The 25,920-nt window shown below is 63.5% G+C and carries 26 protein-coding genes and 1 tRNA gene; 11 read left to right on the top strand and 16 right to left on the bottom strand.

Annotated features, from left to right (window positions below):
• The first annotated feature begins 123 nt into the window (after nt 1–123).
• From O4H53_RS16695 to O4H53_RS16685, 3 genes are all read left to right on the top strand, one after another.
• The gene (locus tag O4H53_RS16695; RefSeq protein ID WP_269365568.1) at nt 124–822 is read left to right on the top strand and encodes a DUF1223 domain-containing protein; all 699 of its coding nucleotides are present in this window, start codon (nt 124–126) and stop codon (nt 820–822) included.
• 328 nt (nt 823–1,150) lie between these two features.
• Entirely contained in the window at nt 1,151–1,672 is a 522-nt protein-coding gene (locus O4H53_RS16690; protein ID WP_269365566.1) for a GFA family protein, read from the top strand.
• On the top strand, nt 1,665–1,964 hold the full coding sequence (locus O4H53_RS16685) for a DUF6958 family protein (RefSeq protein ID WP_269365564.1): 300 nt from the start codon (nt 1,665–1,667) through the stop codon (nt 1,962–1,964). Before O4H53_RS16690 ends, O4H53_RS16685 begins: the two co-directional genes overlap by 8 nt.
• 416 nt (nt 1,965–2,380) lie before the next feature.
• Here O4H53_RS16685 and O4H53_RS16680 read toward each other — a convergent pair whose 3' ends face one another.
• The 5 genes from O4H53_RS16680 to purB all read right to left on the bottom strand — a co-directional run bounded on the left by O4H53_RS16680 (nt 2,381) and on the right by purB (nt 7,411).
• A complete protein-coding gene (locus O4H53_RS16680; protein WP_269365562.1) occupies nt 2,381–3,277 on the bottom strand; it encodes a lysophospholipid acyltransferase family protein in 897 nt (298 codons plus the stop codon).
• 81 nt (nt 3,278–3,358) lie between these two features.
• On the bottom strand, nt 3,359–4,438 hold the full coding sequence (locus O4H53_RS16675; RefSeq protein ID WP_269365560.1) for a flagellar motor switch protein FliG: 1,080 nt from the start codon (nt 4,436–4,438) through the stop codon (nt 3,359–3,361).
• Nucleotides 4,439–4,500: 62 nt separating this feature from the next.
• Nucleotides 4,501–5,028, bottom strand: a complete 528-nt coding sequence (locus O4H53_RS16670) for a hypothetical protein (protein ID WP_269365558.1) — start codon at nt 5,026–5,028, stop codon at nt 4,501–4,503.
• Nucleotides 5,029–5,227: 199 nt separating this feature from the next.
• On the bottom strand, nt 5,228–5,389 hold the full coding sequence (locus O4H53_RS16665) for a hypothetical protein (protein WP_269365556.1): 162 nt from the start codon (nt 5,387–5,389) through the stop codon (nt 5,228–5,230).
• A 702-nt stretch (nt 5,390–6,091) separates the two neighbouring features.
• Complete coding sequence (gene purB / locus O4H53_RS16660; protein WP_269365554.1) at nt 6,092–7,411, bottom strand: adenylosuccinate lyase; 1,320 nt, start codon at nt 7,409–7,411, stop codon at nt 6,092–6,094.
• A 205-nt stretch (nt 7,412–7,616) separates the two neighbouring features.
• On the opposite strand from purB, the gene O4H53_RS16655 reads away from it, so the two are divergent.
• On the top strand, nt 7,617–7,835 hold the full coding sequence (locus tag O4H53_RS16655; protein WP_269365552.1) for a DUF6500 family protein: 219 nt from the start codon (nt 7,617–7,619) through the stop codon (nt 7,833–7,835).
• 14 nt (nt 7,836–7,849) lie between these two features.
• Here the strand turns inward: O4H53_RS16655 and O4H53_RS16650 are convergent, their stop codons facing one another.
• Nucleotides 7,850–9,064 (bottom strand): bifunctional alpha/beta hydrolase/OsmC family protein, encoded by a 1,215-nt coding sequence (locus tag O4H53_RS16650; protein WP_269365551.1) that lies wholly within the window; start codon nt 9,062–9,064, stop codon nt 7,850–7,852.
• Nucleotides 9,065–9,227: 163 nt separating this feature from the next.
• Between O4H53_RS16650 and O4H53_RS16645 the strand changes: the two genes are divergently transcribed.
• On the top strand, nt 9,228–10,382 hold the full coding sequence (locus O4H53_RS16645; protein ID WP_269365550.1) for a trans-sulfuration enzyme family protein: 1,155 nt from the start codon (nt 9,228–9,230) through the stop codon (nt 10,380–10,382).
• A gap of 410 nt (nt 10,383–10,792) precedes the next feature.
• Here O4H53_RS16645 and O4H53_RS16640 read toward each other — a convergent pair whose 3' ends face one another.
• Nucleotides 10,793–11,473, bottom strand: a complete 681-nt coding sequence (locus tag O4H53_RS16640; protein ID WP_269365549.1) for a DUF1295 domain-containing protein — start codon at nt 11,471–11,473, stop codon at nt 10,793–10,795.
• On the opposite strand from O4H53_RS16640, the gene O4H53_RS16635 reads away from it, so the two are divergent.
• Nucleotides 11,438–11,665 (top strand): hypothetical protein, encoded by a 228-nt coding sequence (locus tag O4H53_RS16635; RefSeq protein ID WP_269365548.1) that lies wholly within the window; start codon nt 11,438–11,440, stop codon nt 11,663–11,665. The genes O4H53_RS16640 and O4H53_RS16635 overlap by 36 nt on opposite strands.
• The gene (locus O4H53_RS16630) at nt 11,649–12,125 is read left to right on the top strand and encodes a TetR/AcrR family transcriptional regulator (protein WP_269365546.1); all 477 of its coding nucleotides are present in this window, start codon (nt 11,649–11,651) and stop codon (nt 12,123–12,125) included. Before O4H53_RS16635 ends, O4H53_RS16630 begins: the two co-directional genes overlap by 17 nt.
• Nucleotides 12,126–12,138: 13 nt before the next feature.
• Here the strand turns inward: O4H53_RS16630 and dddP are convergent, their stop codons facing one another.
• On the bottom strand, nt 12,139–13,482 hold the full coding sequence (gene dddP, locus O4H53_RS16625; RefSeq protein ID WP_269365545.1) for a dimethylsulfonioproprionate lyase DddP: 1,344 nt from the start codon (nt 13,480–13,482) through the stop codon (nt 12,139–12,141).
• Nucleotides 13,483–13,605: 123 nt separating this feature from the next.
• On the opposite strand from dddP, the gene O4H53_RS16620 reads away from it, so the two are divergent.
• Entirely contained in the window at nt 13,606–14,322 is a 717-nt protein-coding gene (locus O4H53_RS16620; RefSeq protein WP_269365543.1) for a heme-dependent oxidative N-demethylase family protein, read from the top strand.
• Nucleotides 14,323–14,839: 517 nt separating this feature from the next.
• Here the strand turns inward: O4H53_RS16620 and O4H53_RS16615 are convergent.
• From O4H53_RS16615 to O4H53_RS16595, 5 genes are all read right to left on the bottom strand, one after another.
• Nucleotides 14,840–15,292: a glyoxalase superfamily protein gene (locus O4H53_RS16615; protein WP_269365541.1), complete on the bottom strand. Its 453-nt coding sequence runs from the start codon at nt 15,290–15,292 to the stop codon at nt 14,840–14,842.
• Between the two features lie 264 nt (nt 15,293–15,556).
• A complete protein-coding gene (locus O4H53_RS16610; RefSeq protein WP_269365539.1) occupies nt 15,557–16,360 on the bottom strand; it encodes a lytic murein transglycosylase in 804 nt (267 codons plus the stop codon).
• Between the two features lie 110 nt (nt 16,361–16,470).
• Complete coding sequence (locus O4H53_RS16605) at nt 16,471–16,719, bottom strand: hypothetical protein (RefSeq protein WP_269365537.1); 249 nt, start codon at nt 16,717–16,719, stop codon at nt 16,471–16,473.
• A gap of 160 nt (nt 16,720–16,879) precedes the next feature.
• Nucleotides 16,880–18,286 (bottom strand): type I glutamate--ammonia ligase, encoded by a 1,407-nt coding sequence (gene glnA / locus O4H53_RS16600; protein ID WP_269365535.1) that lies wholly within the window; start codon nt 18,284–18,286, stop codon nt 16,880–16,882.
• A 31-nt stretch (nt 18,287–18,317) separates the two neighbouring features.
• Nucleotides 18,318–18,656 carry a P-II family nitrogen regulator gene (locus tag O4H53_RS16595; protein WP_114273140.1) on the bottom strand — a complete coding sequence of 113 codons (339 nt, stop codon included), beginning with the start codon at nt 18,654–18,656 and terminating at the stop codon, nt 18,318–18,320.
• A gap of 175 nt (nt 18,657–18,831) precedes the next feature.
• On the opposite strand from O4H53_RS16595, the gene O4H53_RS16590 reads away from it, so the two are divergent.
• Nucleotides 18,832–20,433 (top strand): NAD(P)H-hydrate dehydratase, encoded by a 1,602-nt coding sequence (locus O4H53_RS16590; RefSeq protein WP_269365532.1) that lies wholly within the window; start codon nt 18,832–18,834, stop codon nt 20,431–20,433.
• Nucleotides 20,434–20,435: 2 nt separating this feature from the next.
• Here the strand turns inward: O4H53_RS16590 and O4H53_RS16585 are convergent, their stop codons facing one another.
• A complete protein-coding gene (locus O4H53_RS16585) occupies nt 20,436–20,957 on the bottom strand; it encodes a Hint domain-containing protein (protein ID WP_269365531.1) in 522 nt (173 codons plus the stop codon).
• 163 nt (nt 20,958–21,120) lie between these two features.
• Here O4H53_RS16585 and O4H53_RS16580 point away from each other — a divergent pair.
• Nucleotides 21,121–21,204, top strand: a tRNA-Leu gene (locus O4H53_RS16580).
• Between the two features lie 254 nt (nt 21,205–21,458).
• Here O4H53_RS16580 and O4H53_RS16575 read toward each other — a convergent pair.
• Nucleotides 21,459–22,463, bottom strand: a complete 1,005-nt coding sequence (locus tag O4H53_RS16575) for an aminoglycoside phosphotransferase family protein (protein ID WP_269365529.1) — start codon at nt 22,461–22,463, stop codon at nt 21,459–21,461.
• A 98-nt stretch (nt 22,464–22,561) separates the two neighbouring features.
• Nucleotides 22,562–24,787 carry a catalase/peroxidase HPI gene (katG, locus tag O4H53_RS16570; RefSeq protein ID WP_269365527.1) on the bottom strand — a complete coding sequence of 742 codons (2,226 nt, stop codon included), beginning with the start codon at nt 24,785–24,787 and terminating at the stop codon, nt 22,562–22,564.
• 96 nt (nt 24,788–24,883) lie between these two features.
• Between katG and O4H53_RS16565 the strand changes: the two genes are divergently transcribed.
• Nucleotides 24,884–25,810 (top strand): hydrogen peroxide-inducible genes activator, encoded by a 927-nt coding sequence (locus O4H53_RS16565; RefSeq protein WP_269365525.1) that lies wholly within the window; start codon nt 24,884–24,886, stop codon nt 25,808–25,810.
• Nucleotides 25,811–25,920 lie beyond the last annotated feature (110 nt).

The raw sequence follows: 25,920 nt of genomic DNA, 5'->3' as shown, positions 1-25,920 counted from the left end.
GTATACTATTGTATACCGAGGCCTGTTAAAACGGCGCTTTGCCATCTCAAGAAACATTGATTGGTTATTTCAAAGGCGCAAAGATACTACTTGCCGGGGTCCCGACTTGCCGAATGGAATCAAATGAAACATCTGCTGCCCCTGGTCACCGCCTTGAGTCTGGCCACCGCATATCCCGCTGCCTCTCAGCAAAATCCCGTGGTGGTGGAGCTTTTCACCTCCCAGGGATGCTCAAGCTGCCCGCCTGCGGACGCCATGCTGGAAGAACTGGCCGAGCGTGATGACGTGATCGCGCTGGCGCTGCATGTGGACTATTGGGATTACATCGGATGGGAAGATCCCTTTGGCGAAGCGGCCCATGCGGACCGCCAGCGCGCCTATGCGCATACCGCCGGGCGGCGGTCGATCTTCACGCCCGAGATGATCGTGCAGGGCGAGACCGATATCGTTGGCGCCAAGCCGATGAAACTGGGCAAGGCCATCGCGGAACATGCACAGCGCGCGGCACAGGTCGAACTGACCCTCGCGCGCGAGGGGAATGCCCTGCGGATCGATGCGACGGCGCTGGAGACTCTCGTCGGCCCGGTGACGGTTCATATGCTGCGCTATACCCCGCATCGCACAACGGAGATCGAGCGCGGCGAAAACCAGGGCAAGACACTGGGATATGCGAATATCGTCGAAGGCTGGGAAGTTCTGGGAAGCTGGGACCCCGCAGCGCCTTTGTCGATGACATCGGTTCTGGAAGGCGACAAGCCGGTTGTGGTGATCCTGCAGAGCAAGGGCACCGGACCGATCCTGGCGGCACAAAGGCTGCGGTAGCCTGCCGGGCGCAGGCATGGCTGACGCGTTGCAATGTTTACGTGAAACAGGCGCGACCACCTGACGGGTTGAAATCTTCGGTTTCGGGCCGCGGCAGGTAATTCAGATCAAAACCGAAGCGCGTTCGGGTCCGGACCATAGGTGGTTCCGGGATCGGGATGGCTTTGGTCCTCTTCTCATCATCAGGCGAATTCCTGACCTGCGTCCTTTGGCGCGGGGGAGGGCGGGAGCAGGAATATGCCCCGCGACCAGACCAAGATGCACCAGCGCGGCAAGGCCCGGTTCCGGCACGCCGCCCTGGCCCTGCCGTAACCGGGGAGAACGTGACGTGACCAAGATTACCTGCACCTGCGGCAACGTCACGATTGCCCTGGACGGGCCGCCGATTCTGACTGCCGAATGTCATTGCACCTCCTGTCGCGATGCGGCCGGTCGTCTTGCGCCCCAGCCCCCGGTGCAGGAAGAAAACGGCGGCACGCGGTTCGTGATGCAACGCAAGGACCGGCTGCGCGTTCTGAAGGGGGCGGATCATCTTGCTTCTTTCCGCCTGACCCCGAAATCCGGGACCCAACGGATCGTCGCCACCTGCTGCGCCGCGCCGATGTGGCTGGAGTTCAGGGGCGGGCATTGGCTCAGCATCTATGCCGCCCGTTGGCCGGATGGCAGCGCACCTGCGCCCGCGCTGCGGACCATGACCCGCGATGCGCCCCGCGGGACGGTTCTGAGCGATGATATTCACAATGCCGGAACGCAATCGGCGGGCTTCATGGCGCGTCTGTTCTGGTCCTGGGTCCGGATGGGGTTTCGTAATCCGCAAGTTGTTGATGTGAAAGGAGTATATCATGCCTGATGACAGGGTTGAGGTTGAAAATCCGAACACGCCGGGGCGCAGCCAGCGCCTGAGCCGCGTGAAATACGATGCGATGCGCGCGGCGCTGCTGCGGGTCTTGCCGGATGATCCGCCGGGCCTGAAGGTGGCCGAGGCAAAGGCGGCGCTGCTGCCCCATCTTGATGCCACATCCTTTCCCGGGGGCGAGAAAGCCGGGTGGTGGCTGAAGGCCGTGCAGCTTGACCTTGAGGCCAAGGGGGTGATTTCGCGGGCGAAGGGCAGCCCGGTGCGGCTGTACCGGTTGACGTCCTGAGCGGCAGTTGTGCGACATGATGCAATCCCTTGATGGGATTAGGGAAAACTTCTGTTTCGTTGCACGATGGGCGAGGAGAAAGGGCGGCCTGTGGATGCCTCGCATCGGGGGCGGCGTTCCTGGATGCGCCCCGCATGGGCCGTTTTCCGCGGGACCCTTTCGCCCGACCGAGATCCATGACCCTCCCGTGTAGACATGTCATTTTTGACATGTCTACACGGGAGGGTCTTGAACGCGAGAGTGGTTGAATGCCAGAGCGGCTGAACGCTCAAACCCTTGAGTGGCTATTCGGCTGTTGGGCGTGGCGGCTGCGCGGCTTTGCACTTGGGCTGCGATCCCGGCTTTCCGGGCAGATGGATCACCCCGGCCCGGAACGATTACTCCCTTGTCCCCATCCTCAGGCCGGTGCGGATGCGTTATTCCTCGGGCCGCCAGCGGCGGTGAACCCAGAACCATTGTTCGGGATGGGCGCGCACCTGTGCGGACAGGCTGTCATTCAGCGCCTGGGTCATGGTTTCGGGATCGCTTGGCGGCACCGGCGCCTCTAGCAGACAGCGGAAATGCACGCCGTCCGGCTGGCGAATGCCATAGAAGGGGATCAGCAGCGCGTCATAGCGCAACGCCAGTTCCGCCGCAGAGACCGCTGTGCGCGCCGGCGCGCCCATGAAATCAAGCACCGGGGCGAATTGCACATGCTGGTCAAACAGCAGCACCAGATGCCCCCCCTCCCGCAGGTGGCGCACGAAACCCGCCGTGCCGCGCCGGCCCTGGGGGAACACCGGCCCGCCGAAAGCCTCCATCGTCTTGACGTAGTGCGCGTTGAAATAGGGGTTCTTCATATCGCGGTAGAGACCGCCGATATCATGGCCGCGCGCCACAAGGGCGGCGCGGGTCGCTTCGTAATTGCCGAAATGCCCGGTGACCAGGATCACCGCCTGGCCCCTGACGGCGGCCGCATCCAATGCGGCCATGCCGGGGCCTTCGGGGGTGACATCGGCCATGCGCGCCGGGAAATCCTGCGCCGAGTAGTTTTCGATAAAGGTGCGGCCGGCGTTGTTCAGGCAGCCATCCGCGATCTCGCGCCGCCGGGCGGGGGGCAGATCGGGACAGATGCGCGCCAGATTGTCCAGCGCGCGCCTGCGGTAGCCTGCGGCGGGCCCCAGCACCCGCTGCACCAGAGCGCCGACAAAACGCAGCCGGGTCTCATAGGGCAGGGCAAGGGCGCAGCGGATGATCCCGACGATCAGTGCATTGGTCAGGTAGTGGCCCAATTTGCGCGCAAGGGCAGGCGGGGCGGCAGAGCGATCGGGCATGAAACCAAGTCATTGATGAAGATCGTCCTGACATAGCCCGCGCAGCACGGCGCAACAAGGGCCGGGACCCGCAGCCGCAGGTCAAGCGCTGTCGTCGCTGTCGTCTTCCGCCTCCACCAGCAGCAGATTGCCGGTGCTTTCCATTTGCCGGATGGTGCGGACAACCTCGCTCATCGCCTCCTCGGCATCGGCGGCTTTGACCTTGCCCGCATCCTTGATGTCCTCGCGCAGCTGGTCGGCCATGCGGCCCGACATGTTATCCAGAATGAAGGCCATGGTGTCGGCGTACCCCGCCGCCTCGGCCCCGGCCAATGCGGTCAGCAGGCTTGCCGGCGGCACCTCGCGCAGGATGCGCGGTATGTCGCGGCGGGCAATCCGGCTGGGGATATTGGCAAAGGTGAAGATGGCCTTGCGCACGGCATTGGCAAAGCCCTGGTCGGTTTCATCCAGCCCGGTCAGCACATCGTCGCGGGTCAGCGTGCTGGAGGAATTCAGGATCGCACCAACGCGCGCTACCGGGTCGCTGTCAAAGGCGCGGGCGGGCTGCGCATCAAGCTGCATGGCCAGGGACAGGCCGATCCGGTCAACCGCATCCGGGGTCACGGCACCGGTCAGCGACACGGCATAGGTGATCCGCCGCGCCTGCGGTCCGGGCAATTGGCCCAGCAGTTCGGCAGCCAGGGGCACGGGCAGTTTCGACAGCATCACCGCCGCCACTTCGACGCTTTCATTCTGCAGCACGGGCAGGAGTTTGTCGGCGCTCAATTCCCTGAGCCGGGCCCAGGGATCGCCCGATTGGCGCACCCCCGCTTCCTTGCGCAGCCGCAGTGCCGTCTGGCGGCTGATCTTGCCGTCCAGCACATCCAGCGCGCCCGCGATGCCGGGGGGGAAGGACAGGCCGATGCTTTCGATTTCATCGGCGAATTCGGCAACCACGGCGGAAAGGGTGTCACGATCCACCAGCCGCATCGACCCCATCTGATGGGTCAGCGCCTCCTGCAGCTCATCGGGCAGATCCTCAAGCGGGATGTCGGCCCCTTCGTTGAGCAGCAGGCGCACCACGATCGCCGCCTTGGCACGCCGGCTGAGAGAAGGCCGCGCGCCGCCCGTGTCAAAAGAGGGCAGCGGCGCGAGGGAGCCCATGGGCACCATGTCGTTCATCTTTGCTGTTTCCTGTCTGAACCGGGGTGGTTGTGACAGGCAAAGATGAACGAATTCTGAAATCAGTAGCTGAAAGTCTGGCCCGTCGCGATGGCCTGCCGCAGCGAGGCCTCGGCCCAGGTGCCGGAGCCGCCATGGGCGCGGATCGCCTTGAGCTGTTCCATGGCATCGGCCACCTTGCCTTCGGCGACAAAGCCCTGACCCATGTAGGACCGGGCCAGCACATTGGCCGGGTTGATCGCCAGCGCGCGCTGGTAATAGCCCATCGCCAGATCGCTCTGGCCCATCTTGCGGTGGGTGAAGCCCAGATAGGTCAGGGTGCGGTCATCGTCCTGGGGCATTTCGGCCAGCACGACCTGCGCATCGGCATAGCGGCCCGCATAGGCCAGTTCGCGCACGGTTTCATATAGGCTGTCCATGTCCAGCCGGCTGTCCTGTGCATCGACGCAGGTCTTGGTTTTCTTGTCATAGACCTGGCCGTCTTCGCACTTGGGTTTTTCCGGCGCGGTTTCATTGCCGCTTCCGGCGGCAAGCAGCGGGCCTGCGGCCAGCGGCAGAACAAGGACAGTTGCGAGGGTAAGAGCCTTCATCAGGAATCTCCGGGCTATCGTTACGAGAGGGTGACTTTTTAAGTTAAAGGTAATCTAGAGAAGAGTAGCATCAAAAGCGCAGAAGTAAGACAGGGTCGCGCGATTGTGACCGCGGGGCCGGTTTTTCGTAACATCGGCGCGGAAACGGGAAAGGGCGCCGACAGGACAGGCCGCGCTCTGTCTTCATCATCTGGCCGGATCAGGTGCTGACCGGCATGCAGGACTTGGTGGCGCTGTCATAGGTCGTGCCGGTGGCACAGGACATCGCCTGTTTCTCCTTGCCGTGGAAACATCCCTCCGCAAGGGTGAGCGTGGGCACCGCGATGAGGGCAAGGGCAATCGCAAGGGTCTTGAACGTCATGATCGGTCTCCTTTTGCTTGATTGGCTTGGGATGAATGGGGCCTGACCCTAATCTACACCGATTGCGCATCATTTCAAACAATCCCGCAACCTCTGCGGTAACCCGGCAGAGATCTGCCCGGAATCCGGGCAGGGGACCGTGATTTGGCACTGCGCCTGTCAGTTGCCGGGCAAAACCGATTTTCCTGGAACATCGCTGACGCGGATTGCTCGGGAAAATCGACCTTCGTAGCGAGCGCAGCGAAGGGCAGCGAAGGGCAGATCTGGGCCCAAACCTGTACTCTCAAAGCGAAGCCTATTGCCAAAGCAAAGCTTTGGCAGCGCCCGAACCGCCCCCACGGGGCGGGCGCTACTCGCCCACCCCTCGGTTCGGGCGCGACCTGTTTCGGGTGTTGGACATGTCAGCAAAGCCCGCTCACCTGACCTTCACGCGCCTTGCAGAGAAGCGCCGGTAATGGGCCAACATCAGGTGACGACCGCCGCTGACAGGATGCATGAATCCGTTGCACCGAGCCAAAGATGCGCGGCCTTCGACAGTGCCACCGCGCCCCACCGATGCGGTGGGGGCGGATAAAGTGATTCCGGCATAAGACGCCAGGGAGCAACGGTCAGAGCCTGAAGCGTTTCAGGATATGCCTGACTCACTTGTTCGCCACCTCTCCCTGCGGTCGAGCGCGAAAAGGGGTCTGCGATGTGTCAGCTTTATCCCGAAACGCTGTGGTCGCCAAAGACGCGGGCAAAGATCGTGTCCACATGTTTGGTGTGATAGCCCATGTCGAATTTCTCTTCGATCTCCGCGGGAGAGAGAGCGGCCAGCACTTCTGCATCGGCCAGAAGCTCGGTCTTGAAATCCGCGCCCTCTTCCCAGACCTTCATCGCGTTGCGCTGCACCAGCCGGTAGCTGTCTTCGCGGCTGACACCTGCCTGTGTCAGGGCCAGCAGCACGCGCTGGGACATCACCAGACCGCTGAACTTGTTCATGTTGGCCAGCATGTTGTCGGGGTAGATCAGCATCTTGTCGATGACCCCGGTCAACCGGTTCAGCGCGAAATCGAGGGTGATCGTGGTATCGGGGCCAATGGCGCGTTCGACGGATGAGTGCGAGATGTCGCGTTCGTGCCAGAGGGTCACGTTCTCCATGGCCGGGATCACCGCCATGCGCACGGTGCGTGCAAGGCCGGTCAGGTTCTCGGTCAGCACCGGGTTCTTCTTGTGCGGCATCGCGGAAGAACCCTTTTGCCCGGCGGAGAAGAACTCGGCCCCTTCCAGCACCTCGGTACGCTGCATGTGGCGCACTTCGGTCGCGATGTTCTCGATCGAGCTGGCCACCAGCCCGAGTGCTGCAAAGAACGCGGCGTGGCGGTCGCGGGGGATGACCTGGGTGCTGATCGGTTCGGGCGTCAGGCCCAGCTGGGCACAGACATGTTCCTCGACGCGCGGGTCGATGTTGGCAAAGGTGCCGACAGCGCCGGAAATTGCCCCGGTCGCGATTTCCTCACGCGCGGTTTTCAGGCGGCGCAGGTTGCGGTCCATCTCGGCGTAAAAGCGGGCAAAGGTCAGGCCCATGGTGGTGGGCTCGGCGTGGATGCCGTGGCTGCGGCCGACGCGCAGGGTGTCCTTGTGCTCCAGCGCGCGGCGCTTCAGCGCGGCCAGCAGCGCCTGGGTGTCAGCGATCAGGATGTCGGCGGCACGGGTCAGCTGCACGTTGAAACAGGTGTCGAGCACATCGGAAGAGGTCATGCCCTGATGCACGAAGCGCGCCTCGTCACTGCCCACATGTTCGGCCAGATGGGTCAGGAAGGCGATGACATCGTGCTTGGTCACGGCTTCGATCTCGTCAATCCGGGCGACGTCGAATTCCACGTCCCTGGCCTTCCAGACCGCCTGCGCATTCTCGCGCGGGATCACGCCAAGCTCGGCCATGGCGTCGCAGGCATGGGCCTCGATCTCGAACCAGATGCGGAACTTGGTCTCGGGAGACCAGATGGAGACCATCTCGGGGCGGGAATAGCGGGGGATCATGGGGCACCTACCTGGAAAGCTGACGTTCGCCCGGTGCATAGACCGGGAGGGGGACAAGGACAAGCGGGCGGCAGCTTTGCGCGCGGCGCAACAGCGGCGAAAGCCGTGTTGCGTGGCAGAGACCGGATTGTACATGCAGGATGTTCGCGGTATGTTCCGGTTGCGACAGGTCCAGGCCTGTCAAAGACAGGAAGGACACGCCCTCATGAGAGCCACGCTCAGATCCAAAGCCATCGCGGTTTGCAATGAGAAGATCTCAAAGAAGGGAGAGACGGTGGGTCTGTCGTTCTATGCGTTCTTTGCCAACCGCAATGATGACCCGGAACTTCTGATGGAGGCGGCGGAATGGTGGATCAGGACGCATGAGCTTGACCATTTCGAGAAGGCCGTGAAAATCCGGGAGATGATCTCCTCCGGCGTCTGAGCCGCCAGGGAGCGCTAGGCCACCAGTTCGGTGACCACCTCCGAGGACCGCTCAAGCGTGCGGTGCACCGGGCATTTGTCCGCGATTTCCAGCAGGCGCTGGCGCTGGTCCGCTGTCAGATCGCCGGTCAGCCGGATCCGGCGCCGCCAGGTGTCGATCTTGTCACCGGAGCCGGTTTCGGCGTCCTGTGCATGGACCTTGTCATGGCAGACATCCACGCTGACATGATCCAGCGGCCAGCCCTTGCGCCGGGCGTACATGCGGATCGTCATCGAGGTGCAGGCCCCCAGCCCGGCCGAAAGGAAGCCATAGGGCGACATGCCCTTGTTGGTGCCGCCATAGGCGTGTGGTTCATCCGCCAGCACATGGTGGTGCGGGCCGCTGTTGATGTCCTGCAGAAAGCCTTCCGCATCCGCTTCGGAGACGCGCAGCACGCCTTCGGGCGCACCGGGGGGCGGGGCCGGGGGCGTCAGCGGCAGGTAGCGGCCCGCCCAGGTGGCGATGACGCCTGCAGCATATTCCGCGTCCCGCGCGCGGGGGATCAGATGTGCGGCGCCATCGAGGCTGACGAAACTCTTTGGGTGTTTGGCAGCCAGGAAGATCTGGCTGGCGTTGTCGATCCCCACGATCTCGTCGGTTGGGGCATGCAGGATCAGCAATGCGGCCTTCAGCCCGGCAATCGCCGGGGCCAGCGCGGCATCCGCCACATCCTCCACAAAGGCTTTGCCGATGCGGAAGGGTCTGCCGCCCAGCGATACCTCCGCCGCGCCCTCGGCCATGATGCGCGGCAGGGCATCGGCAAAGTTATGGGTCACATGGCCGGGGTCGAACGGGGCGCCGATGGTTGCCACCGCCCTGACCTGCGGCAGCTGCGGCGCGGCCTTGAGCACGGCGGCACCGCCCAGCGAATGGCCGATCAGCAGGGCGGGGGCCATGCCGCGCTCCTCCAGATAGCGGGAGGCCGCGATCAGGTCACCGACGTTGGAGGTGAAGGAAGTATTGGCAAATTCCCCCCGGGAGTGGCCCAGCCCGGTGAAATCGAACCGCAAGACGGCAATCCCCATGCCTGCCAGCCGGGCCGCGATGCGGCGGGCGGCGGGGATATCCTTGCCGCAGGTGAAACAATGGGCAAAGAGCGCCGTGGCCAGATGCGGCCCGTCCGGCATGTCCAGCCTTGCCGCCAGCTCGTTGCCGTCATGGCCGGGAAAGGTGATGCGCTGGGGGGCCATGGGATACTCCGATACTGGTCTGGTGCCAGAGTGATCCGCTCCGCGGCATCGCGCAAGCCCGGGTCACACCAGTGTGACGCCCCGCGCAACGCCGTGAACGGGGCTGGAAGGGGGCGGGAACCGGGTGTAGCAAGGGGAAATACCTGATCCGGGAGAGCACCTTATGGCCGATACAGCAGACAGAGCATTGCACCCTGCCACCCTTGCGGCGCAGGCGGCGGGGGCCACGGATGAACAGACCGGCGGCGTTGTCCCGGCGGTGCATATGGCAACCACCTTTGCGCGTGACGAATCCTATGCGCAGCTTGTGCCCGGCAATACCTACCTTCGGTCGCACAATGAAAACGTGCGGGTGGCCGAGCGGCTGCTGACGCGGCTGGAAGGGGCCGCGGATACGCTGCTCTTCCCCTCCGGCATGGCGGCGGTGGCGGCAGTGTTCCGGACGGTGCCGAACGGGGCCAGCGTGCTGGTGCAAAGCCAGATCTACTGGGGCACAACCGCCTGGATCAGGGGGTTTTGCGCGCGGCGCGGGATCACGCTGCATGAGGTCGAAGCCGCGGACAGCGATGCCTTTGCCGCGGCCTGTGCCGCGCATCGCCCGGCGATTGCCTGGGTGGAGACGCCGTCGAACCCCTGGCTGCGGATCGTGGATATCGCCGCCGCGGCGGATGCGGCCCATGCGGTGGGTGCCAGGCTGGTGGTGGACAGCACCGCGGCCAGCCCGGTGCTGAGCCAGCCGCTGTCCTTCGGGGCGGATATCGTGATGCATTCGGCGACCAAGGGGATCAACGGCCATTCCGACGTGCTCTCCGGTGCGCTTTGCGTGGCGGATGCGGACAGCGCAATATGGCAGATGATCCGCGAGGACCGCGACACCGCCGGGGCGGTCATGGCCCCGATGGAGGCCTGGCTGCTGACGCGCGGCATGCGCACCCTGCCGCTGCGGATGCGGGAAATGTCGCGCAATGCCATGGCGCTGGCGGAATTCCTGTCGGACCATCCGCAGGTGGAAGAGGTCATGTACCCCGGCCTGCCGGGCCACAAGGGCCATGCGCTGGCCGCCCGCCAGATGCGGGGCGGTTTTGGCGGTTTGCTGTCCTTTGTCGTCAAGGGCGGGGCCGAGGCGGCCTTGCGCGCGGCAGGGCGGTTGCAATTGTTTCACCGCGCCACGTCGCTTGGCGGGGTGGAAAGCCTGGTGGAGCATCGCCATACCATCGAGCCGCATACCGGCATTCCCGAAGGGCTGCTGCGCCTCTCCGTCGGGATCGAGGACGCGGGCGATCTGCGCGATGATCTGGCGCAGGCGCTGGGGCAGTAGCGGGTGTCGCATGCCACGATAAGGCAACTCGAAGCCTGGATGTTCTGATTCTTGTCGGGAGGTTGGGCCAGGCGATCCTGGCCTGACGGCCGGGTGTTTCTGTCTCAGACCGGACCTTTGACGGGATGCGCGAGGGGCCGCAGTGCGGATAAAGCTGCCGCCGATCTGTAACGCGGTGCCTGTCCGCCAGGCGCCCCGCCCGGCGCAAGCCGGGCATCGCCCGACCTCCCGTCGCACCATAGGTGCGCCGACTGGAATTGGCACGCCTTTGGCGTGACGGAGGGCGATTTTGCACCCTCTGCCAAGTCATGACCGGCCTGCGGGTTGCGACGCTACACGCCTCACATTGGTTTGGAACGCCCTCCAGGTCGGGCGATACCCGGCTTGCGCCTCATGTCACATACCGCCGCTCAATAGATAAAGGGCACGAACCGCGCGGTGCGTTTTGCATAGGCCCTGAATTCCGCGCCATAGCGTTCGGCGAGATAGGCGTCGAGCGGCGGGATGTGGTAAAAGACGAACACCGCCGCCATCAGCAGCGGGATCGAAAAGGCCCAGAGCGAGGCTGTTAGCATCGCCCATCCGGTGAACAATATTGTATCACCGAAGTAGTTGATATGCATGGAATATGCGAAGAGACCGCCGGTGTAGCAATGCCCCTTCGCGCCGGGCTGCTGCTTCCAGGCGCGGCGCTGCAGTTCTGACCCGGTGTTCAGGTACGAGCCGATCAGCAGCAGGGCGGCACCCGCCCCGTCCCAGCCGGTGAGAGGCGCGGCGGTGCCCGAGAGGAAGCCCGCACCCAGCAGCAAGAAGCCCAGTTCGAAGAGAGCCATGAAGGCGCTTAGTCCCAAAGCCTCCGCAATCGCGACCCGGCGTTGCATCAGCACGAACAGGGTCACCAGATGCCGCAGCCAGTAGAGCAGGGCGCATCCCGCCAGAATCCTGGCGCGGGTGGGGTCGGCCCAGTCGAACGGGCCGAAGGCGAGCCAGAGGGCGATCACAACGATGGCGCCATGCAGCGTGGCAAAGATCAGCTTTATGCGCAGGGAAGGGTCATGCCGGCGGTCGACGCCGCCTTGCGGGGCTGCCATGAATTGTTCCTTTCATGTCCTGCGGATGATGTGGCGGTTTTCGGTTCGGCGGTGTCCGGGGCGCGCCAGAGGTCGGGCATCCACTTCGCCTTTATCGTCCACTTGGTCTATAAAGCGGGGATAGACCTTGCCGACGGGATGTGTCAATTTTTAATTGACCAGATGGACGAAAAAGATGCCGAAAAGAGTTGACCACGAGGCCTACAGCCGGGCGCTGGCCGGACGGGCCGCGGCCTATTTCTCGGCCCATGGCTATGCCGGGACCGGGATGCGCCAGATTGCCGACCATCTGGGCGTGTCGAAAAGTGCGCTCTACCATTATTTCCCGAACAAGGAGGCGCTGTTTCTGGCCTGCACCAGACAGATCATGGCGGGCCTCGATTCCGGCCTGGTCGATCCCGGGGCGTCGGAACAGGAGAACCTGGACCGCCTGCTGGAGGTCATGCGGGTGAATTTCGGCGCGGAAATGGCGCTGGTCTTTGACTATCTGCGGGGCAAGACGCGGGCAGAGATCGCACAGGACGAAGCGATGCAGATGGCAATGGAGAGCTACCGCGCGCTGGTTGAGCGCATCGTCGGGCAGGCGCGTGCAGAGGAAACCCTGGCCCGGCTGCTCGGGACCCTGCTGCTGGAATATTGTTCGGGAAAGTGAGGGGCAACAGGGCTCAGCCCCCCATCAGCGCCGCATCCCATTCATATTCGGTCAACCGCTCGAAACCGTCTTCGGTGATCAGTACCTGATCCTCCAGCTTGATGGAAAAATCGCCCCCCTCGGGTGAGACCAGCGCCTCCACGCAAAGTGTCATCCCGGCTTCCAGCGGGTAATCATAGGCCCCGGCCACCGCCTTGTCGGGATAGGCCACCAGCGGCCATTCATCGCAGAGGCCGACCCCGTGCATCAGGCAGCCGTATTTCTGTTTCTGGAATTGCGCATCCAGCACATGGGTGCCTGCGGTCAGCTCCGGGATCATCACGCCGGGTTTCAGCATTTCCATGTTCTGCATGATGTGTTCGACGCCATGCTGCATGGCATAGATCATGTCGGGGCGCGGATTCCGGTCGCCCACCCACCATGTGCGGCTGATGTCCACGCAGATGCCGTAGCTGCCCACCAGATCGGTGTCGAAGGCGATGATTTCATTGTTCTGCACCACACGCGGGCCGCATTCCTGGAACCAGGGATTGGTGCGCGGGCCGGAGGTGAGCAGGCGGGTTTCGATCCATTCGCCGCCGCGCCGGATGTTTTCGGCGTGCAGGACCGCCCAGATGTCATTCTCCGTCACTGACGCCACGGGCACCTTCGCGCGGGCGAAATCCTCCATTGCGCGGACAGCGGTTTCGCAGGCGTGGCTGGCGCAGCGCATGGCGCGGATTTCCTCGGGGCCCTTGATGGCGCGGGATTTCTCGGTGATCTCCTCGCCGTCCACAACGGTGAACCCCTGTGCCTCCAGCGCGCGCAGACCGTGCAGCATGATCTTGTCCACCGCGATCCGCATGTTGCCGGGGCCTGCGTGTTCGGCGCAGAGGAGGCGGACCTCGTTGGCAAAGGTATCGGCGGCCACATCAATCTTGTCGCCCCGGTCGAAATAGAACAGGTCCGCGCCGGAGCGCCGTTCGCGGACCAGCGGGTTGAATTCGCTGAGGAAGATGCCGTTCTTGTAGTCCCAGATCACCATGTAGCCATCGGCGCAGAGCAGCACGGCGCGGAACGGGTTATGGGTGTTCCAGAGCTGCATGTTGGTGCTGTCGGTGGCATAGCGGATGTTCAGCGGGTCGAACATCAGCAGCCCGGCCAGCCCGCGTGCCGCGATCTGCGCAGTCAGCCGTTCCCAGCGGAACTGGCGCATGGCGGGCAGGTCCGGCAGCTGCAGACCCGCTGCCGCCCACTCGTCGAAGGCCAGGCGCGTTGGCCCGATCTCGACCCGGTCGGCATCATTGGGGCTGCCATCGGGCAGCGCCGGGCCATGGGCGGGGTCGATCTTGCGGGTGTCGCGGAAGTGCTTGTTCATGGCGGGCCTCCTTGTATTGGACCAGGATGCCGGAGGTGGCCGGGGGATGTTTGGTAAAAACCGACCCCCGGAGATGTCGTTTTCGCAGGACGCGGGCAGGGGATGGCGTTAGGTTGCCCGGCGATGAAAGAGATCCTGCACGAAGATTTGCCGCCCGAGATGGCGGTGCCCCCCGCGCTGCCGGGCGTGGCCCCCTGTGCGGCTGACGACTGGCTGCGGGTGGATGAGACCTATGGCGCGCAGATGCGCTACCGGCTGGCCCTGCTGGCGGAAAAGCCGCAGGCGGTGCTGTGGGAACCTGCCGCATCCCGTGACGCGGCGCTGGAAGTGCTGGAGGAAGCTCTGGCGCTGCTGCCGGGGAAGGGGTTTGCGGTGCAGGGGGACCAGGTGCGTTGCCCCGATGGCCGCGAGGTGGCGCTGGACCGCACCGCGCCGCTGCGCACGCTGGGGCAGCTGGTGCAACAGGACATCTGCGTGATGGACAAGCAGGGCGACCAGCATGTGCTGGTGGCTGCGGTCCTGTGTTTTCCGGCGAACTGGCGGCTGGCGGAAAAGGCGGGCCGCCCGCTGACCGATATCCATCTGCCCGTCGATGCCTATGACGCCGGGATCGCCCGCCGGGTACAGCGGTTGTTTGACGGGGTGCAGGTGGGCCGGCCGTTGTGGCGGTTCAACCGGCTGGCCTATGGCGACGCCGATCTGCATCAGCCCGCCCGGAAGGATCAGGGCCTGGTGCGCCGGTACGAACGGGCAGAGCGGCAATGCGTGGTGCGGATGCCGCGCACGCGGGCCGTGGTTTTCAGCATCCACACCCATGTGGTGCGGCGCGCAGCGGGCTGAGCCGCCGCGTGCCGGAGTTTTTGAAAACTCCGGGCCGTTTTCTTTGAAGAAAACGCAAGGCTGGCGGCGGCGCTTGTGCCTGATTCCGGCACGTTCGGCTGTCGTTGCCCTGATTGTGGCGCGCCGCGCGCCGGAGTTTTTGAAAACTCCGGTCCGTTTTCTTTGAAGAAAACGCAAGGCTGGCGGCGGCGCTTGTGCCTGATTCCGGCACGTTCGGCTGTCGTTGCCCTGATTGTGGCGCGCCGCGCGCCGGAGTTTTTGAAAACTCCGGTCCGTTTTCTTTGAAGAAAACGCAAGGCTGGCGGCGGCGCTTGTGCCTGATTCCGGCACGTTCGGCTGTCGTTGCCCTGATTGTGGCGCGCCGCGCGCCGGAGTTTTTGAAAACTCCGGTCCGTTTTCTTTGAAGAAAACGTAAGGCTGGCGGCGGCGCTTGTGCCTACATCGTTTCGGGATAGGCTTGAAAGATCCAACAACACTTTTCGCCTGGGGCCAAAGGGAGGGGCAGCGTACAAGTGATTCAGGTATGTCCCGAAGCGCTCTGGCTTAAGGTCGGGCGCTCTAGCACCATATGCGGCTGACCGTCCGAGGTTTTCTGCGGTGACTGGCCATGGGCGTTCACGGTGGTGTTGACCTGCCGCCGGTACGCGCTGAACAGTTCCGAGGTGACCACGTCGATGGGCCGGTCGAACCGCAGGGTCAGCGCCCAGTAGCCCGAGGAGGACTGCCGCGCGGCCTTGACCTCTCCGACAAAGGGGTGGCCGAGGTAGCGGCCGGTCACGCGCTGGCCGGGGGCCCAGCCGGGGTGGCTGTTGGCGGCACGGGCGGCGATGGTGTTCCAGTCGCGCGCGCCCCATTGGTGGGCCACGGTCTCCAGCGCTTCGGCATGGCTGAGGGTCTGGCCACGGGCAGCCAGATCGGCGCGCAGGCGTTTGGCCTGCGCCTTGAGGACGTCACGGGAAGGGGTAGTCATGTTTACACTCCGTCTCGCATGAAGTGACGTGGGGGTCCGCGTTGCCCATCAATCTTGCGAGATTGAAGGTAGATCATCGTTCAGGACTTCACCGGACTGCGGACGGCAGGGGCCTGACCCTGACGCCCAGATAGGGCGCAGGGCGGGTTTGCGCAAGGGCCGGGGTGGCGCATCCGGCGGCACTGTGGCTTTTGAGTATTCCCGGCAGATATCAGAAAAGCACGCGGCCCGGGCATGGGTGACGCCCAGGGCCCGAAGGGCCGATCAGCCGTCGATGCGGGCGCCCATGATCGCGATCGCCTGTTGATAGACGGTGGCGGCGTTCCATTGCTTGATCACGCGGAAGTTCGGCTGGCCTTCCTGATAGCCCTGTCCGGGCTGCCAGCCCTTGCGGCGCAGGAAGTTCGCGGTGGAGGCCATGGCATCAGCCTGGTTGTAGAAATCCACCCGCCCGTCGCCGTTGCCATCGACACCGTATTGCAGCGCATTGCCCGGCAGGAACTGGGTATGGCCCAATTCGCCGTGCTTGGCGCCCTTGGTGTTCACGGTGATCGCGCCACGGTCCACCAGTTTCAGCGCGCCGATGGCATGCGGCACGAAAAAGCTGGAGCGGCGGCAGTCATAGGCCAGCGTCGTGATCGCGGAGACCACGGAGGAATTGCCCATGAACCCGCCAAAGCCGGTTTCCATCCCGTGAATGGCAAGCAGCACGCCCGCAGGCACGCCGTAGGCGCGTTCCAGCGACTGGTAAAAGCCCGGATTCTGCCCCTTGCGCTTGCGGCCCTGCGCCACGATGGTATCGGCCCCGCGCACCTGCATGAACTTGGACAGGGAATATTTGAACGACTTCTGGTTGCGGTCCGCCGCGATGGTGCCGGTGGCATAGCTGGCCTGCGCCAGCGCATCGAGCCCGCGTTGCCCCACACCGGCTGCCTTGGCCTCGCCGGCAAAGGCCGCTTTCCATGCATTGAACCCGCCCGCATTGTTGCCGCAGGTCGCGGCAAATCCGGGCGCGGCGAGGGCGGTAATAACACTCAATGAAACAACAACAGATTTGAAAGGGCGCATGATAATCCTCAGCCAATTGTAAAACGACGGACAGGCGTGCCGCGACCTGCAGCTTAGACCGGCAGGAACTTCGTGAAAAGGAAAACTCTGAAACGTCGGTGGCGGGCCGCTCAGTAGGACAGGATTTTCGAGGTCAGGATGCTGGCCATCTCCAGCGGGGAACTGGTGGGGCGATCCATCGCGTCCCAGGCAAAAACCGTGCCCCCGGCCATGAAGAAACACAGCATCAGCGGGGTCACCATATAGCTGCCCAGGCTGCGCGTGCGGCGCTTCTTGCGCTGGCGGTCCAGCTTGCTGGCATGTTTCTCGATCCGGGCGACACGGCTGGCAAAGACGGCTTCGTTTGCTGCATTGGGCATATCGGATCTTTCCGCTGGTTCAGGGCCTTTGGCAGTTTCCGGTATCGTTTCAAATTCGGTTCGAATTGTGACCGGCATGGGGTCAATTTCGGAAGGTTCCGGCAAGAAAAAGGGCACCCCCGCAGGGATGCCCATTTGTTTGCACGATCTCGGATCGCGATCAGCAGCTGTAATACATGCCGAATTCGACCGGATGGGGTGTGTGCTCGTACTTGTGCACTTCTTCCATCTTCAGCTCGATATAGCCTTCGATCTGGTCGCGGGTGAACACATCACCGGCCAGCAGGTAGTCCATATCGGCCTGCAGCTCTTCCAGCGCTTCGCGCAGGCTGCCGCAGACTGTCGGGATGTCCGCCAGCTCTTCTGCGGGCAGGTCATAGAGGTTCTTGTCCATCGCCTCGCCCGGGTCGATCTTGTTCTTGATCCCGTCAAGACCGGCCATCAGCAGGGCCGCGAAGCACAGATAGGGGTTGGACGCCGGATCGGGGAAACGCGCCTCGACACGTTTTGCCTTGGGCGATTCTGTCCACGGGATACGCACGCAGCCCGAGCGGTTGCGCGCGGAATAGGCGCGCAGCACGGGGGCTTCGAAGCCGGGGATCAGGCGCTTGTAGGAGTTGGTCGAGGGGTTGGTGAAGGCGTTCAGCGATTTCGCATGCTTGAGGATGCCGCCGATGTACCACAGGGCTTCCTGGCTCAGGTCGGCATATTTGTCGCCTGCAAACAGCGGCTTGCCGTCTTTCCAGATCGACATGTTCACATGCATGCCGGAGCCGTTGTCGCCATAGATCGGCTTGGGCATGAAGGTCGCGGATTTGCCATAGGCGTGAGCCACGTTGTGGATCACGTATTTGTATTTCTGCAGCTCGTCAGCCTGTTTGGTCAGCGAGCCAAAGATCAGACCCAGTTCGTGCTGGCAGGAGGCAACCTCGTGGTGGTGCTTGTCCACCTTCATGCCGAGGCGTTTCATGGTCGACAGCATCTCGGCCCGCAGGTCCTGTGCCTCGTCAACCGGGTTGACCGGGAAATAGCCGCCCTTCAGGCCGGGGCGGTGGCCCATGTTGCCCATCTCGTAATCCGTATCCGTGTTCCAGGATGCGTCGGAGGCATCAACTTCGTAGGATACCTTGTTGATCGAGTTGGAGAACTTCACGTTGTCGAAGAGGAAGAACTCAGCTTCCGGGCCAAAGAACGACTGGTCGCCGATGCCGGAGGAGATCAGATAGGCTTCGGCCTTTTCGGCGGTGCCGCGCGGGTCACGCTCATAGCTTTCGCCGGTGTCGGGTTCGACGATCGAACAATGCACGCAGATGGTTTTTTCGGCATAGAAGGGGTCGATATAGGCGCTTTCGACATCCAGCATCAGTTTCATGTCGGAAGCTTCGATGCTTTTCCAGCCCGCGATCGAGGAGCCGTCGAACATGAAACCCTCTTCGATGAAGTCCTCGTCCACCAGATCGCTGACGACGGTCACGTGCTGCAGCTTGCCGCGCGTGTCGGTAAAGCGGACATCGACATATTCGATGTCTTCATCCTTGATCTTTTTGAGGAAGTCTTTGGTGCTCATGGGCTGTGATCCTTTTGGCAGGTAATGCAGTTTACAAAGCGTCCGAACCGGTTTCGCCGGTGCGGATGCGGATGGTTTGTTCAACGGGTGTCACGAAGATCTTGCCGTCGCCGATCTTTTCGGTTTTGGCCGCTTCGATGATGGCCGCGATGGCCGCGTCCACCTGGTCGTCGTCCAGCACGACTTCGACCTTCACCTTGGGCAGGAAATCCACGACATATTCCGCACCGCGGTAGAGTTCGGTGTGGCCCTTCTGGCGGCCGAACCCCTTAACCTCGATGACAGAGAGTCCCTGAACGCCGACGTCCTGCAAGGCCTCTTTCACCTCGTCGAGTTTGAAAGGCTTGATGATCGCTTCGATCTTTTTCATGTCGGTCCCTTTTCGCGGAAAGCGTTGGCTTGCAAAGGCATTTCATTTTGACAGAGGGGAATCCATAAAAGGTCCAGCCTCTGTCATGCGGATGCAGGTTAATCCGCACGCTGCGGTGTTAAAATAGGCAAAGCGCCTAAATGATAGGCAGTATTGAAACGGAGCGGGGATCAGCATGGCCGAATTGCTCAGCAGCAAGGAGATGCGTGCCATCGAGGCGCGGGCGATTGACTCGGGTCAGGTGACCGGGCTGGAGCTGATGGAACGGGCCGGACGCGGTGTTGTCGAGGCGGTTTTCGAGGAATGGCCGGCGCTGGCCGAGGGGCCGCACCGCGCCGTCGTGCTCTGCGGGCCGGGCAACAACGGCGGCGACGGGTTTGTCATCGCGCGGCTGTTGAAGGAAGCAGGCTGGCAGGTTGCTGTTTACCTCTATGGCGATGCGGACAAGCTGCCGCCGGATGCCAAGGTGAATTACGACCGTTGGGCCGGCATCGGCACAACCGGCGCTCTGGCCGATTGGGAGAGGTCGGAGGGCTGGGGCTGCGATCTGTTGATCGATGCGCTTTTCGGCATCGGCCTGAAGCGCGGATTGAAAGCGCTCGGAAATCTCTTCTGGAACATGGAAGACATGGTCGAATGTTTCGCCGTCGCGCCCGGTCACAAGATCGGACGCCCGGCGATTGTCGCGGTGGATATGCCAAGCGGGATCTGCGCGGACAGCGGGCGTGAGTTTCCACACGAAGACGCGCATCATCGGTTTGCGGCGGCCGCCCATCTGACCGTGACCTTCCACCGACCCAAGCTGGGGCATTTTCTGGCGGAGGGTCCCCGCCAATGCGGCAAGCTGGTGGTCAAGGACATCGGCCTTTCGGAGGAGCCTGCCCGCAAAGGGGTTCCGCACGAACATCGCGTCAGCCTGTGCGAGGGGGTGCACCCGGATTGGCTGCGCAAGGATGTAGAGGGCCACAAATACGGCCATGGCCATGCGCTGATCTTTTCAGGGGGCATCGGCAAGGGCGGTGCGGCGCGGCTTGCCGCGCGGGGCGCGCTGCGCATCGGGGCGGGCCTTGTTACCTTGGCCTGTCCGCCCGCCGCATTGATCGAAAACGCCGCGCAGCTAAATGCGATCATGCTGCGCAGCGTGAAGGACGCGGCGGCCGCGGCGCGGATATGTGAAGACGAAAGGCTCAAGGCGATCTGTATCGGGCCGGGGTTGGGCACCGGAGAACGCGAGGCTGCGTTGGTGGTGGCTGCGGTGCGTGCAAAGCACACACCCTACGTCGTATTCGACGCGGATGCCTTGACGCTGGTGGCGCAGGATCAGAGCCTTTTCGATGCGCTGCATGATCGCTGCGTGCTGACCCCGCATGGTGGTGAGTTCGCGCGGCTTTTTCCCGATATCGCGGCAAGGCTGGCTGCCCCGGCGACCAAGGGCCCGGCCTATTCCAAGGTTGACGCCACGCGGGACGCTGCAAAACGGGCGGGGTGTACCGTTCTTTTCAAGGGGCCAGACAGCGTGATCGCCCATCCCGACGGTAGCTGCAGCGAGCATTCAGCCCAATATGACCGCGCGGCCCCATGGCTTGCCACGGCAGGGTCGGGGGATGTGCTGGCGGGGATGATCACCGGTCTTTTGGCGCGGGGCCTTGCGCCATTACAGGCGGCAGGAACCGCCGCCTGGCTGCACGTCGAATGCGCGCGCAGCTTTGGCCCCGGCCTGATCGCCGAAGATCTGCCGGAGCAATTGCCGAAGGTTCTGAGGGGCCTGGGCCTGTAGGTTCAGGCGGCGTGCAGCACCGCGCCGCGTGCCTTGGCGGCATCCGCCGTGCCCAGTTCCAGCCCGTCCGCATAAAGGATATGCGGCCCGTCGCAGAAGACCTGGAACAAGGTGGTCTCATGGCTGCCGAGGTCGGTGATGAATTCGTTGTCCACCAGCGCCCGTGCCGCCACAAGCGCGCGTTCGGAGTTGAACAGCGCCCTTGCGCGCCAGTCGCGGATCAGCACCATCTGGTCCCCCGCGAGGATCGCGTCCCGCTCGGGCCGGGTATGGCCGAGGGAGCCTGCGGACAGCCCGATCTGATGCACGATGCGCGTGCTGCGCTGGATGTGTCTGACCTTGGAAATGCCGGTGTCGCGGGTGATGATCTTGTCCCCGACAGAGAGAAATTCCACCGGAATTTCGCCGTCAAGCGTCAGTAACATGGCACCTTGGACCAGTCCTGTGTCCAGGACGGCGTAGGGGGTGTATTGGCCCGCATGGCGATCTTCCTCGCCTACGCGCCCGACCGTATTCGGTTTCATGGGCGTCTCTTTCTTATCTGTACCTGCCTCAGGTTATCCCGAACATATGACAACAACTTGTTAATGTCTTGCCTTTTTTTAGACCGGCGGCCCGGCTTTTTTGGTCTCGCCTATCGCTGCCGGGTTTGGTAATCAGCGGTTCAGGCCGCGAACGGGGCCGCGTGCGGGTGTGGCGGAATTGGTAGACGCACCAGATTTAGGTTCTGGCGCCTTTGGCGTGGGGGTTCGAGTCCCTTCACCCGCACCAACTTTTGTTGTGCTACCGCGCGGAGCGCTACTTGGGTACAGTTTTGGTTTGAGGTTTGTCCTCTCACCTGCACCATCTGCTAACCTGCCAGGCCAGCGCGCGGCGAAAGTCCGAAATCAGGCCTTCCCGGACCTCGGCGACTAAACGCAAGCCGGGCCATCGCTTGCCCGGGGTGGGCGATGGCCCGGCGCCTTCGGCTTGTTCCGGGCTTTGGGTGCCACTGATCAGCGTCAGCCCCCCCAAGGCTCCCGGCTTCAGACCGAGGACAGGCGCGCCCCGGCGCTGTGCCAGCCAGGCAGGGTGTCGTCAAGGTAGCCGGAAATCCCGGTCAGCCCCGCATCCTGCAGGGCAGTCTGCATTTGTCCCAGCACCCTTGGCATGAACCGCAGGTATCCCGGTTTGCCGTCGCGTTTGTTCAGGCGGGGGAACAGCCCGGCAATCCGCGTGTGTCGCTGCGCGCCCAGCAGGTGATAGCGGTGCAGGATCCCGGCATCGGGTCCCATTCCTGCCGGGGCGGCGGCCAGGTAACGCTCCAGCATGCGCGCCTCCAGCCCCGGTGCAAGATCGCGCCGCGCATCCTGTAGCAGGGACAGCAGATCATATTCCGGCGGTCCCAGCACGGCATCCTGAAAATCCAGCAGACCGCAGCGCGCAACGCCCTGACGCCCGGGCAGGAGCATCAGATTGTCGATGTGAAAATCCCGCAGCACCAGCGCATCCTGCGCGGCTTCCAGCGGGGCAAGGGCCTCATGCCAGAGCGCGCGCCAGGGCGCATCGAAACCGGCCACCGGCAGGTCGGGGCGCAGGGCGGGCATGAACCATTGTGAAAAGATGCTGACCTCATCCAGCAGCGTGGCGACATCATAGCGCGGCACAAGCACTTGGACCGCCTGCGGCGCGGCATGCAGATGCAGCAATGCGTCGATGGCAAGTTCGTAAAGCGCCCCCTCATCCGCGCCCTGATCCAGCAGCGCCCCATAGGTCGCGGTGCCGAAATCCTCGATCAGGGCCAGGCCCTTGTCCGCATCCGTGGCCAGCACCCTTGGCGCGCTCAGCCCAAGGTCGCTCAGGTGCCGGGCCAGCCGGACAAAGGCGGCAAAGCCGGTCGGATCGTGACGATCCTCCATCAGCAGCAGGTCCGCCCCCTTGATCCGCAGATACCGCCGGGCAGAGGCATCGCCGGGCAGGGGGATGAGCACCGCCTGGCCGTGGCCATGACGGGCGAGGAAGGATTGGTGATCGGGCTCTGATGTGCTCATGGGCGCATATCGGACATTTTGCGCCATGCTTGCAAGCACCACAAATGCAAACGGCGCCCCGGATCGGGGCGCCGCTTTTTTTCGTATTCGGACCCGGATCAGGCGAGGTCGAAGCGGTCCGCTTCCATCACCTTGGTCCATGCCTTGACGAAATCGGCGACAAATGTGTCGGCCGCATCGTCCGCGCCATAGACCTCGGCCAGCGCCCGCAGCTGCGAGTTGGAGCCAAAGATCAGATCGGCGCGTGTCGCGGTATGGGTGACCTGGCCGGTCTTGCGGTCCGTGGCCTCGAACACCTGCTGGCTGTCGTCGACGGCTTTCCAGGTGTGGGTCATGTCGAGAATGTTGACGAAGAAGTCGTTCGTCAGCGTGCCGGGCTTGTCGGTAAAGACACCATGCCTGGTGCCGCCGTAGTTTGCACCCAGCACCCGCAGGCCGCCCACCAGCACCGTCATTTCGGGTGCGCTCAGGGTCAGCAGCTGCGCCCGGTCCACCAGCAGTTTCTCGGTCGGTACGGCGAATTCCGCCTTCAGGTAGTTGCGGAAACCATCCGCCTGCGGCTCCAGCACGTCAAAGCTTTCCGCGTCGGTCTGCTCGGCGCTGGCGTCCATGCGGCCGGGGCGGAAGGGCACTTCGAGGGTGTGACCGGCCGCTTTGGCCGCCTGTTCCACGCCGACATTGCCACCCAGCACGATCAGGTCCGCAAGCGAGACCTTCTTGCCGCCGGAGGCACTGGCGTTGAAGTCGGCCTGGATGGTTTCCAGCGCGTCCAGCACCTTGGCCAGCTTGGCCGGTTCGTTGACTTCCCAGTCCTTCTGCGGGGCCAGACGGATGCGCGCGCCATTGGCACCGCCGCGCTTGTCCGAGCCGCGGAAAGTGGAGGCCGAGGCCCAGGCGACCGAGACCAGTTCAGCGGTGCTGAGACCCGTTGCGAGGATCTTTTCCTTGAGCGCCGCGATATCGCCCTGATCGACCAGCGGGTGATCCACGGCCGGGATCGGATCCTGCCAGATCAGGTCTTCCGCCGGCACTTCCTTGCCCAGATAGCGGGTTTTCGGACCCATGTCGCGGTGGGTCAGCTTGAACCAGGCGCGGGCATAGGCATCGGCAAAGACATCCGGGTTTTCAAGGTAATGCCGGGCGATCCTGGCATATTCCGGATCGACCTTCATTGCCATGTCGGCGGTGGTCATCATCGGCTGATGTCTGCGGCTGCCGTCATGGGCATCCGGCACGGTCCCGGCCAGCGCATCGCCTTTCGGCTTCCACTGGTTGGCACCTGCGGGGCTTTTTGTCAGTTCCCATTCGTTGTTCAGCAGAGTTTCGAGATAGGACATGTCCCAGGTCGTCGGCGTTGCGGTCCAGGCGCCTTCGATGCCGGAGGTGATGGCGTGCACGCCAATGCCGCTCTCAAAGCTGCTTTTCCAGCCGAGCCCCATGTCTTCGATGGCGCCTGCTTCGGGTTCGGCACCCACCAGGCTCGCATCGCCCGCGCCATGGGCCTTGCCGAAGGTGTGGCCGCCCGCAGTCAGCGCGACGGTTTCCGCGTCGTCCATCGCCATCCGGGCAAAGGTTTCGCGGATGTCATTGGCCGAGGCCTGCGGATCGGGGTTGCCGTCCGGACCTTCGGGATTGACGTAGATCAGGCCCATCTGCACGGCGGCCAGCGGGTTTTCCAGGACGCGTTCGCCGGAATAGCGGCTGCCGGGCTTGTCGGAAGTGGCGAGCCATTCTTCCTCGGTGCCCCAGTATATGTCTTCCTCGGGTTCCCAGATGTCCTCGCGGCCACCGGCAAAGCCGAAGGTCTTGAATCCCATGGTCTCCATCGCGACGTTGCCGGTCAGGATCATCAGGTCGGCCCAGGACAGGGCGCGGCCATATTTCTGCTTGATCGGCCAGAGCAGGCGGCGGGCCTTGTCCAGGTTGCCGTTGTCCGGCCAGGAGTTCAGCGGTGCAAAGCGTTGCGAGCCGGAGCCGGAGCCGCCGCGCCCGTCACCGGTGCGGTATGTCCCGGCGGAGTGCCAGGCCATGCGCACGAACATCGGGCCGTAGTGGCCGTAATCCGCAGGCCACCAGTCCTGGCTGTCCGTCATCAGGTCGGCGAGGTCCTTCTTGACCGCGTCGAGATCCAGCTTCTTGAACTCCTCGGCATAGTTGAAGGTGTCGCCCATCGGATCGCCGAGCGGGCTATTCTGGTGCAGGATCTTCAGGTTAAGCTGGTTCGGCCACCAATCCTTGTTGGAGCGCATGTCAAAGGTCGTGTGCTTGCCACTGCCGTGCATGACGGGGCAGCCGCCCTTTTGGTCGATATCGTTGCCATCCATTTTATGTCTCCTCAGGTTACGGAATTAGAATCATTATAACCCGGCGGGCAGGGATTTATAAGTTGGATTTGCTGATTGCCTTGATAGTCTAAGGTTATGATGAATCTTACCATAAGACAGTTTCGTTATTTTGAGGCGATTGCCGAACAGCGCCATTTCGGCCGTGCGGCCCAGGTCTGCGCGATTTCGCAGCCCGCACTTTCCGCCCAGATCAAGGAGATGGAGACCACCCTTGGCAAACCGCTGTTCGAGCGGGGGCCAAGACAGGTGCGCCCGACCGCCTTTGGTGTTGAATTCGCCGGTCATGTGCGCGCGGTGCTGGAACAGGTCGAGGCGCTTGAGAATTTTGCCCGCGAGGCGCAGGGCGATCTTGCGGGGCAGTTCCGCCTTGGCGTCATTCCGACAATCGCGCCTTATCTGCTGCCCAGGCTGATTGGCCCGCTGACCGCAGCCTATCCCGGCATTGACCTGCATGTCCGCGAGACGCTGACATCGCGGCTGGTGCAGGAATTGCAGGATGGACGGCTCGATGCGGCGATCGTGGCGCTGCCGGTCTCTGTGCCCTCGCTGACGGAGGTGCCGGTCTTTTCCGAGCGTTTTGTCTTTGTCCGGCCCGAGGCCGCTGCCGGCCAGCCGGCGCCAGGCGGCAGGGATCTGGCCGACATGCGGGTGCTGCTGCTGGAGGAGGGCCATTGTTTCCGGGATCAGGCGCTGGCTTTCTGCAACCGGCCCGCATCGGTCCCGCGCACCGGTCTGGACGGCAGTTCGCTGGCAACGCTGGTGCAGATGGTCGGCGCGGGGATCGGGGTGACCGTGATCCCGCAGATGGCCGTGCGGGTGGAAACCCGCTCGGCCGCGGTGGATTGGGTGCCCTTTGCCGGACCGCAGCCCAAGCGCACCGTGGGCATGATCTGGCGCAAGGCCAGCCCCCTGACCCGGCACCAGGCCGCATTTGCCCAGCTGGTGCGACAGGCCGCCGGGGATGCGGCGGATATCCGGCCCGAAGAGCGCCCGCAGGGCTGAAACCGGGACGGTTTGCCTAAAATCCAATGCATTCGCGCCGCGCCGGAGCCGGGGATGCCCGCATCCGCGTTAAGCGGGTCGTAAGACATGGGTCCCTATGGTTCAGCATC

Origin of the sequence: Sulfitobacter sp. G21635-S1, assembly GCF_027213915.1 — a bacterium.
Taxonomy (GTDB): domain Bacteria; phylum Pseudomonadota; class Alphaproteobacteria; order Rhodobacterales; family Rhodobacteraceae; genus Sulfitobacter.
The sequence above is the reverse complement of the archived record's forward strand: the minus strand, read 5'-3'. Positions and strand labels throughout refer to the sequence as shown.

Coding starts and splice junctions, on each gene's coding strand:
- O4H53_RS16590 (WP_269365532.1), top strand. CDS start 18,832: ATGGCCGAATTGCTCAGCAGCAAGGAGATGCGTGCCATCGAGGCGCGG.
- O4H53_RS16645 (WP_269365550.1), top strand. CDS start 9,228: ATGGCCGATACAGCAGACAGAGCATTGCACCCTGCCACCCTTGCGGCG.
- O4H53_RS16620 (WP_269365543.1), top strand. CDS start 13,606: ATGAAAGAGATCCTGCACGAAGATTTGCCGCCCGAGATGGCGGTGCCC.
- O4H53_RS16650 (WP_269365551.1), bottom strand. CDS start 9,064: ATGGCCCCCCAGCGCATCACCTTTCCCGGCCATGACGGCAACGAGCTG.
- O4H53_RS16595 (WP_114273140.1), bottom strand. CDS start 18,656: ATGAAAAAGATCGAAGCGATCATCAAGCCTTTCAAACTCGACGAGGTG.
- O4H53_RS16695 (WP_269365568.1), top strand. CDS start 124: ATGAAACATCTGCTGCCCCTGGTCACCGCCTTGAGTCTGGCCACCGCA.
- O4H53_RS16670 (WP_269365558.1), bottom strand. CDS start 5,028: ATGAAGGCTCTTACCCTCGCAACTGTCCTTGTTCTGCCGCTGGCCGCA.
- glnA (WP_269365535.1), bottom strand. CDS start 18,286: ATGAGCACCAAAGACTTCCTCAAAAAGATCAAGGATGAAGACATCGAA.
- O4H53_RS16610 (WP_269365539.1), bottom strand. CDS start 16,360: ATGCGCCCTTTCAAATCTGTTGTTGTTTCATTGAGTGTTATTACCGCC.
- O4H53_RS16565 (WP_269365525.1), top strand. CDS start 24,884: ATGATGAATCTTACCATAAGACAGTTTCGTTATTTTGAGGCGATTGCC.
- O4H53_RS16675 (WP_269365560.1), bottom strand. CDS start 4,438: ATGAACGACATGGTGCCCATGGGCTCCCTCGCGCCGCTGCCCTCTTTT.
- katG (WP_269365527.1), bottom strand. CDS start 24,787: ATGGATGGCAACGATATCGACCAAAAGGGCGGCTGCCCCGTCATGCAC.
- O4H53_RS16585 (WP_269365531.1), bottom strand. CDS start 20,957: ATGAAACCGAATACGGTCGGGCGCGTAGGCGAGGAAGATCGCCATGCG.
- O4H53_RS16630 (WP_269365546.1), top strand. CDS start 11,649: ATGCCGAAAAGAGTTGACCACGAGGCCTACAGCCGGGCGCTGGCCGGA.
- O4H53_RS16635 (WP_269365548.1), top strand. CDS start 11,438: ATGCCGGCGGTCGACGCCGCCTTGCGGGGCTGCCATGAATTGTTCCTT.
- O4H53_RS16605 (WP_269365537.1), bottom strand. CDS start 16,719: ATGCCCAATGCAGCAAACGAAGCCGTCTTTGCCAGCCGTGTCGCCCGG.
- dddP (WP_269365545.1), bottom strand. CDS start 13,482: ATGAACAAGCACTTCCGCGACACCCGCAAGATCGACCCCGCCCATGGC.
- O4H53_RS16640 (WP_269365549.1), bottom strand. CDS start 11,473: ATGGCAGCCCCGCAAGGCGGCGTCGACCGCCGGCATGACCCTTCCCTG.
- O4H53_RS16665 (WP_269365556.1), bottom strand. CDS start 5,389: ATGACGTTCAAGACCCTTGCGATTGCCCTTGCCCTCATCGCGGTGCCC.
- O4H53_RS16655 (WP_269365552.1), top strand. CDS start 7,617: ATGAGAGCCACGCTCAGATCCAAAGCCATCGCGGTTTGCAATGAGAAG.
- purB (WP_269365554.1), bottom strand. CDS start 7,411: ATGATCCCCCGCTATTCCCGCCCCGAGATGGTCTCCATCTGGTCTCCC.
- O4H53_RS16685 (WP_269365564.1), top strand. CDS start 1,665: ATGCCTGATGACAGGGTTGAGGTTGAAAATCCGAACACGCCGGGGCGC.
- O4H53_RS16680 (WP_269365562.1), bottom strand. CDS start 3,277: ATGCCCGATCGCTCTGCCGCCCCGCCTGCCCTTGCGCGCAAATTGGGC.
- O4H53_RS16615 (WP_269365541.1), bottom strand. CDS start 15,292: ATGACTACCCCTTCCCGTGACGTCCTCAAGGCGCAGGCCAAACGCCTG.
- O4H53_RS16575 (WP_269365529.1), bottom strand. CDS start 22,463: ATGAGCACATCAGAGCCCGATCACCAATCCTTCCTCGCCCGTCATGGC.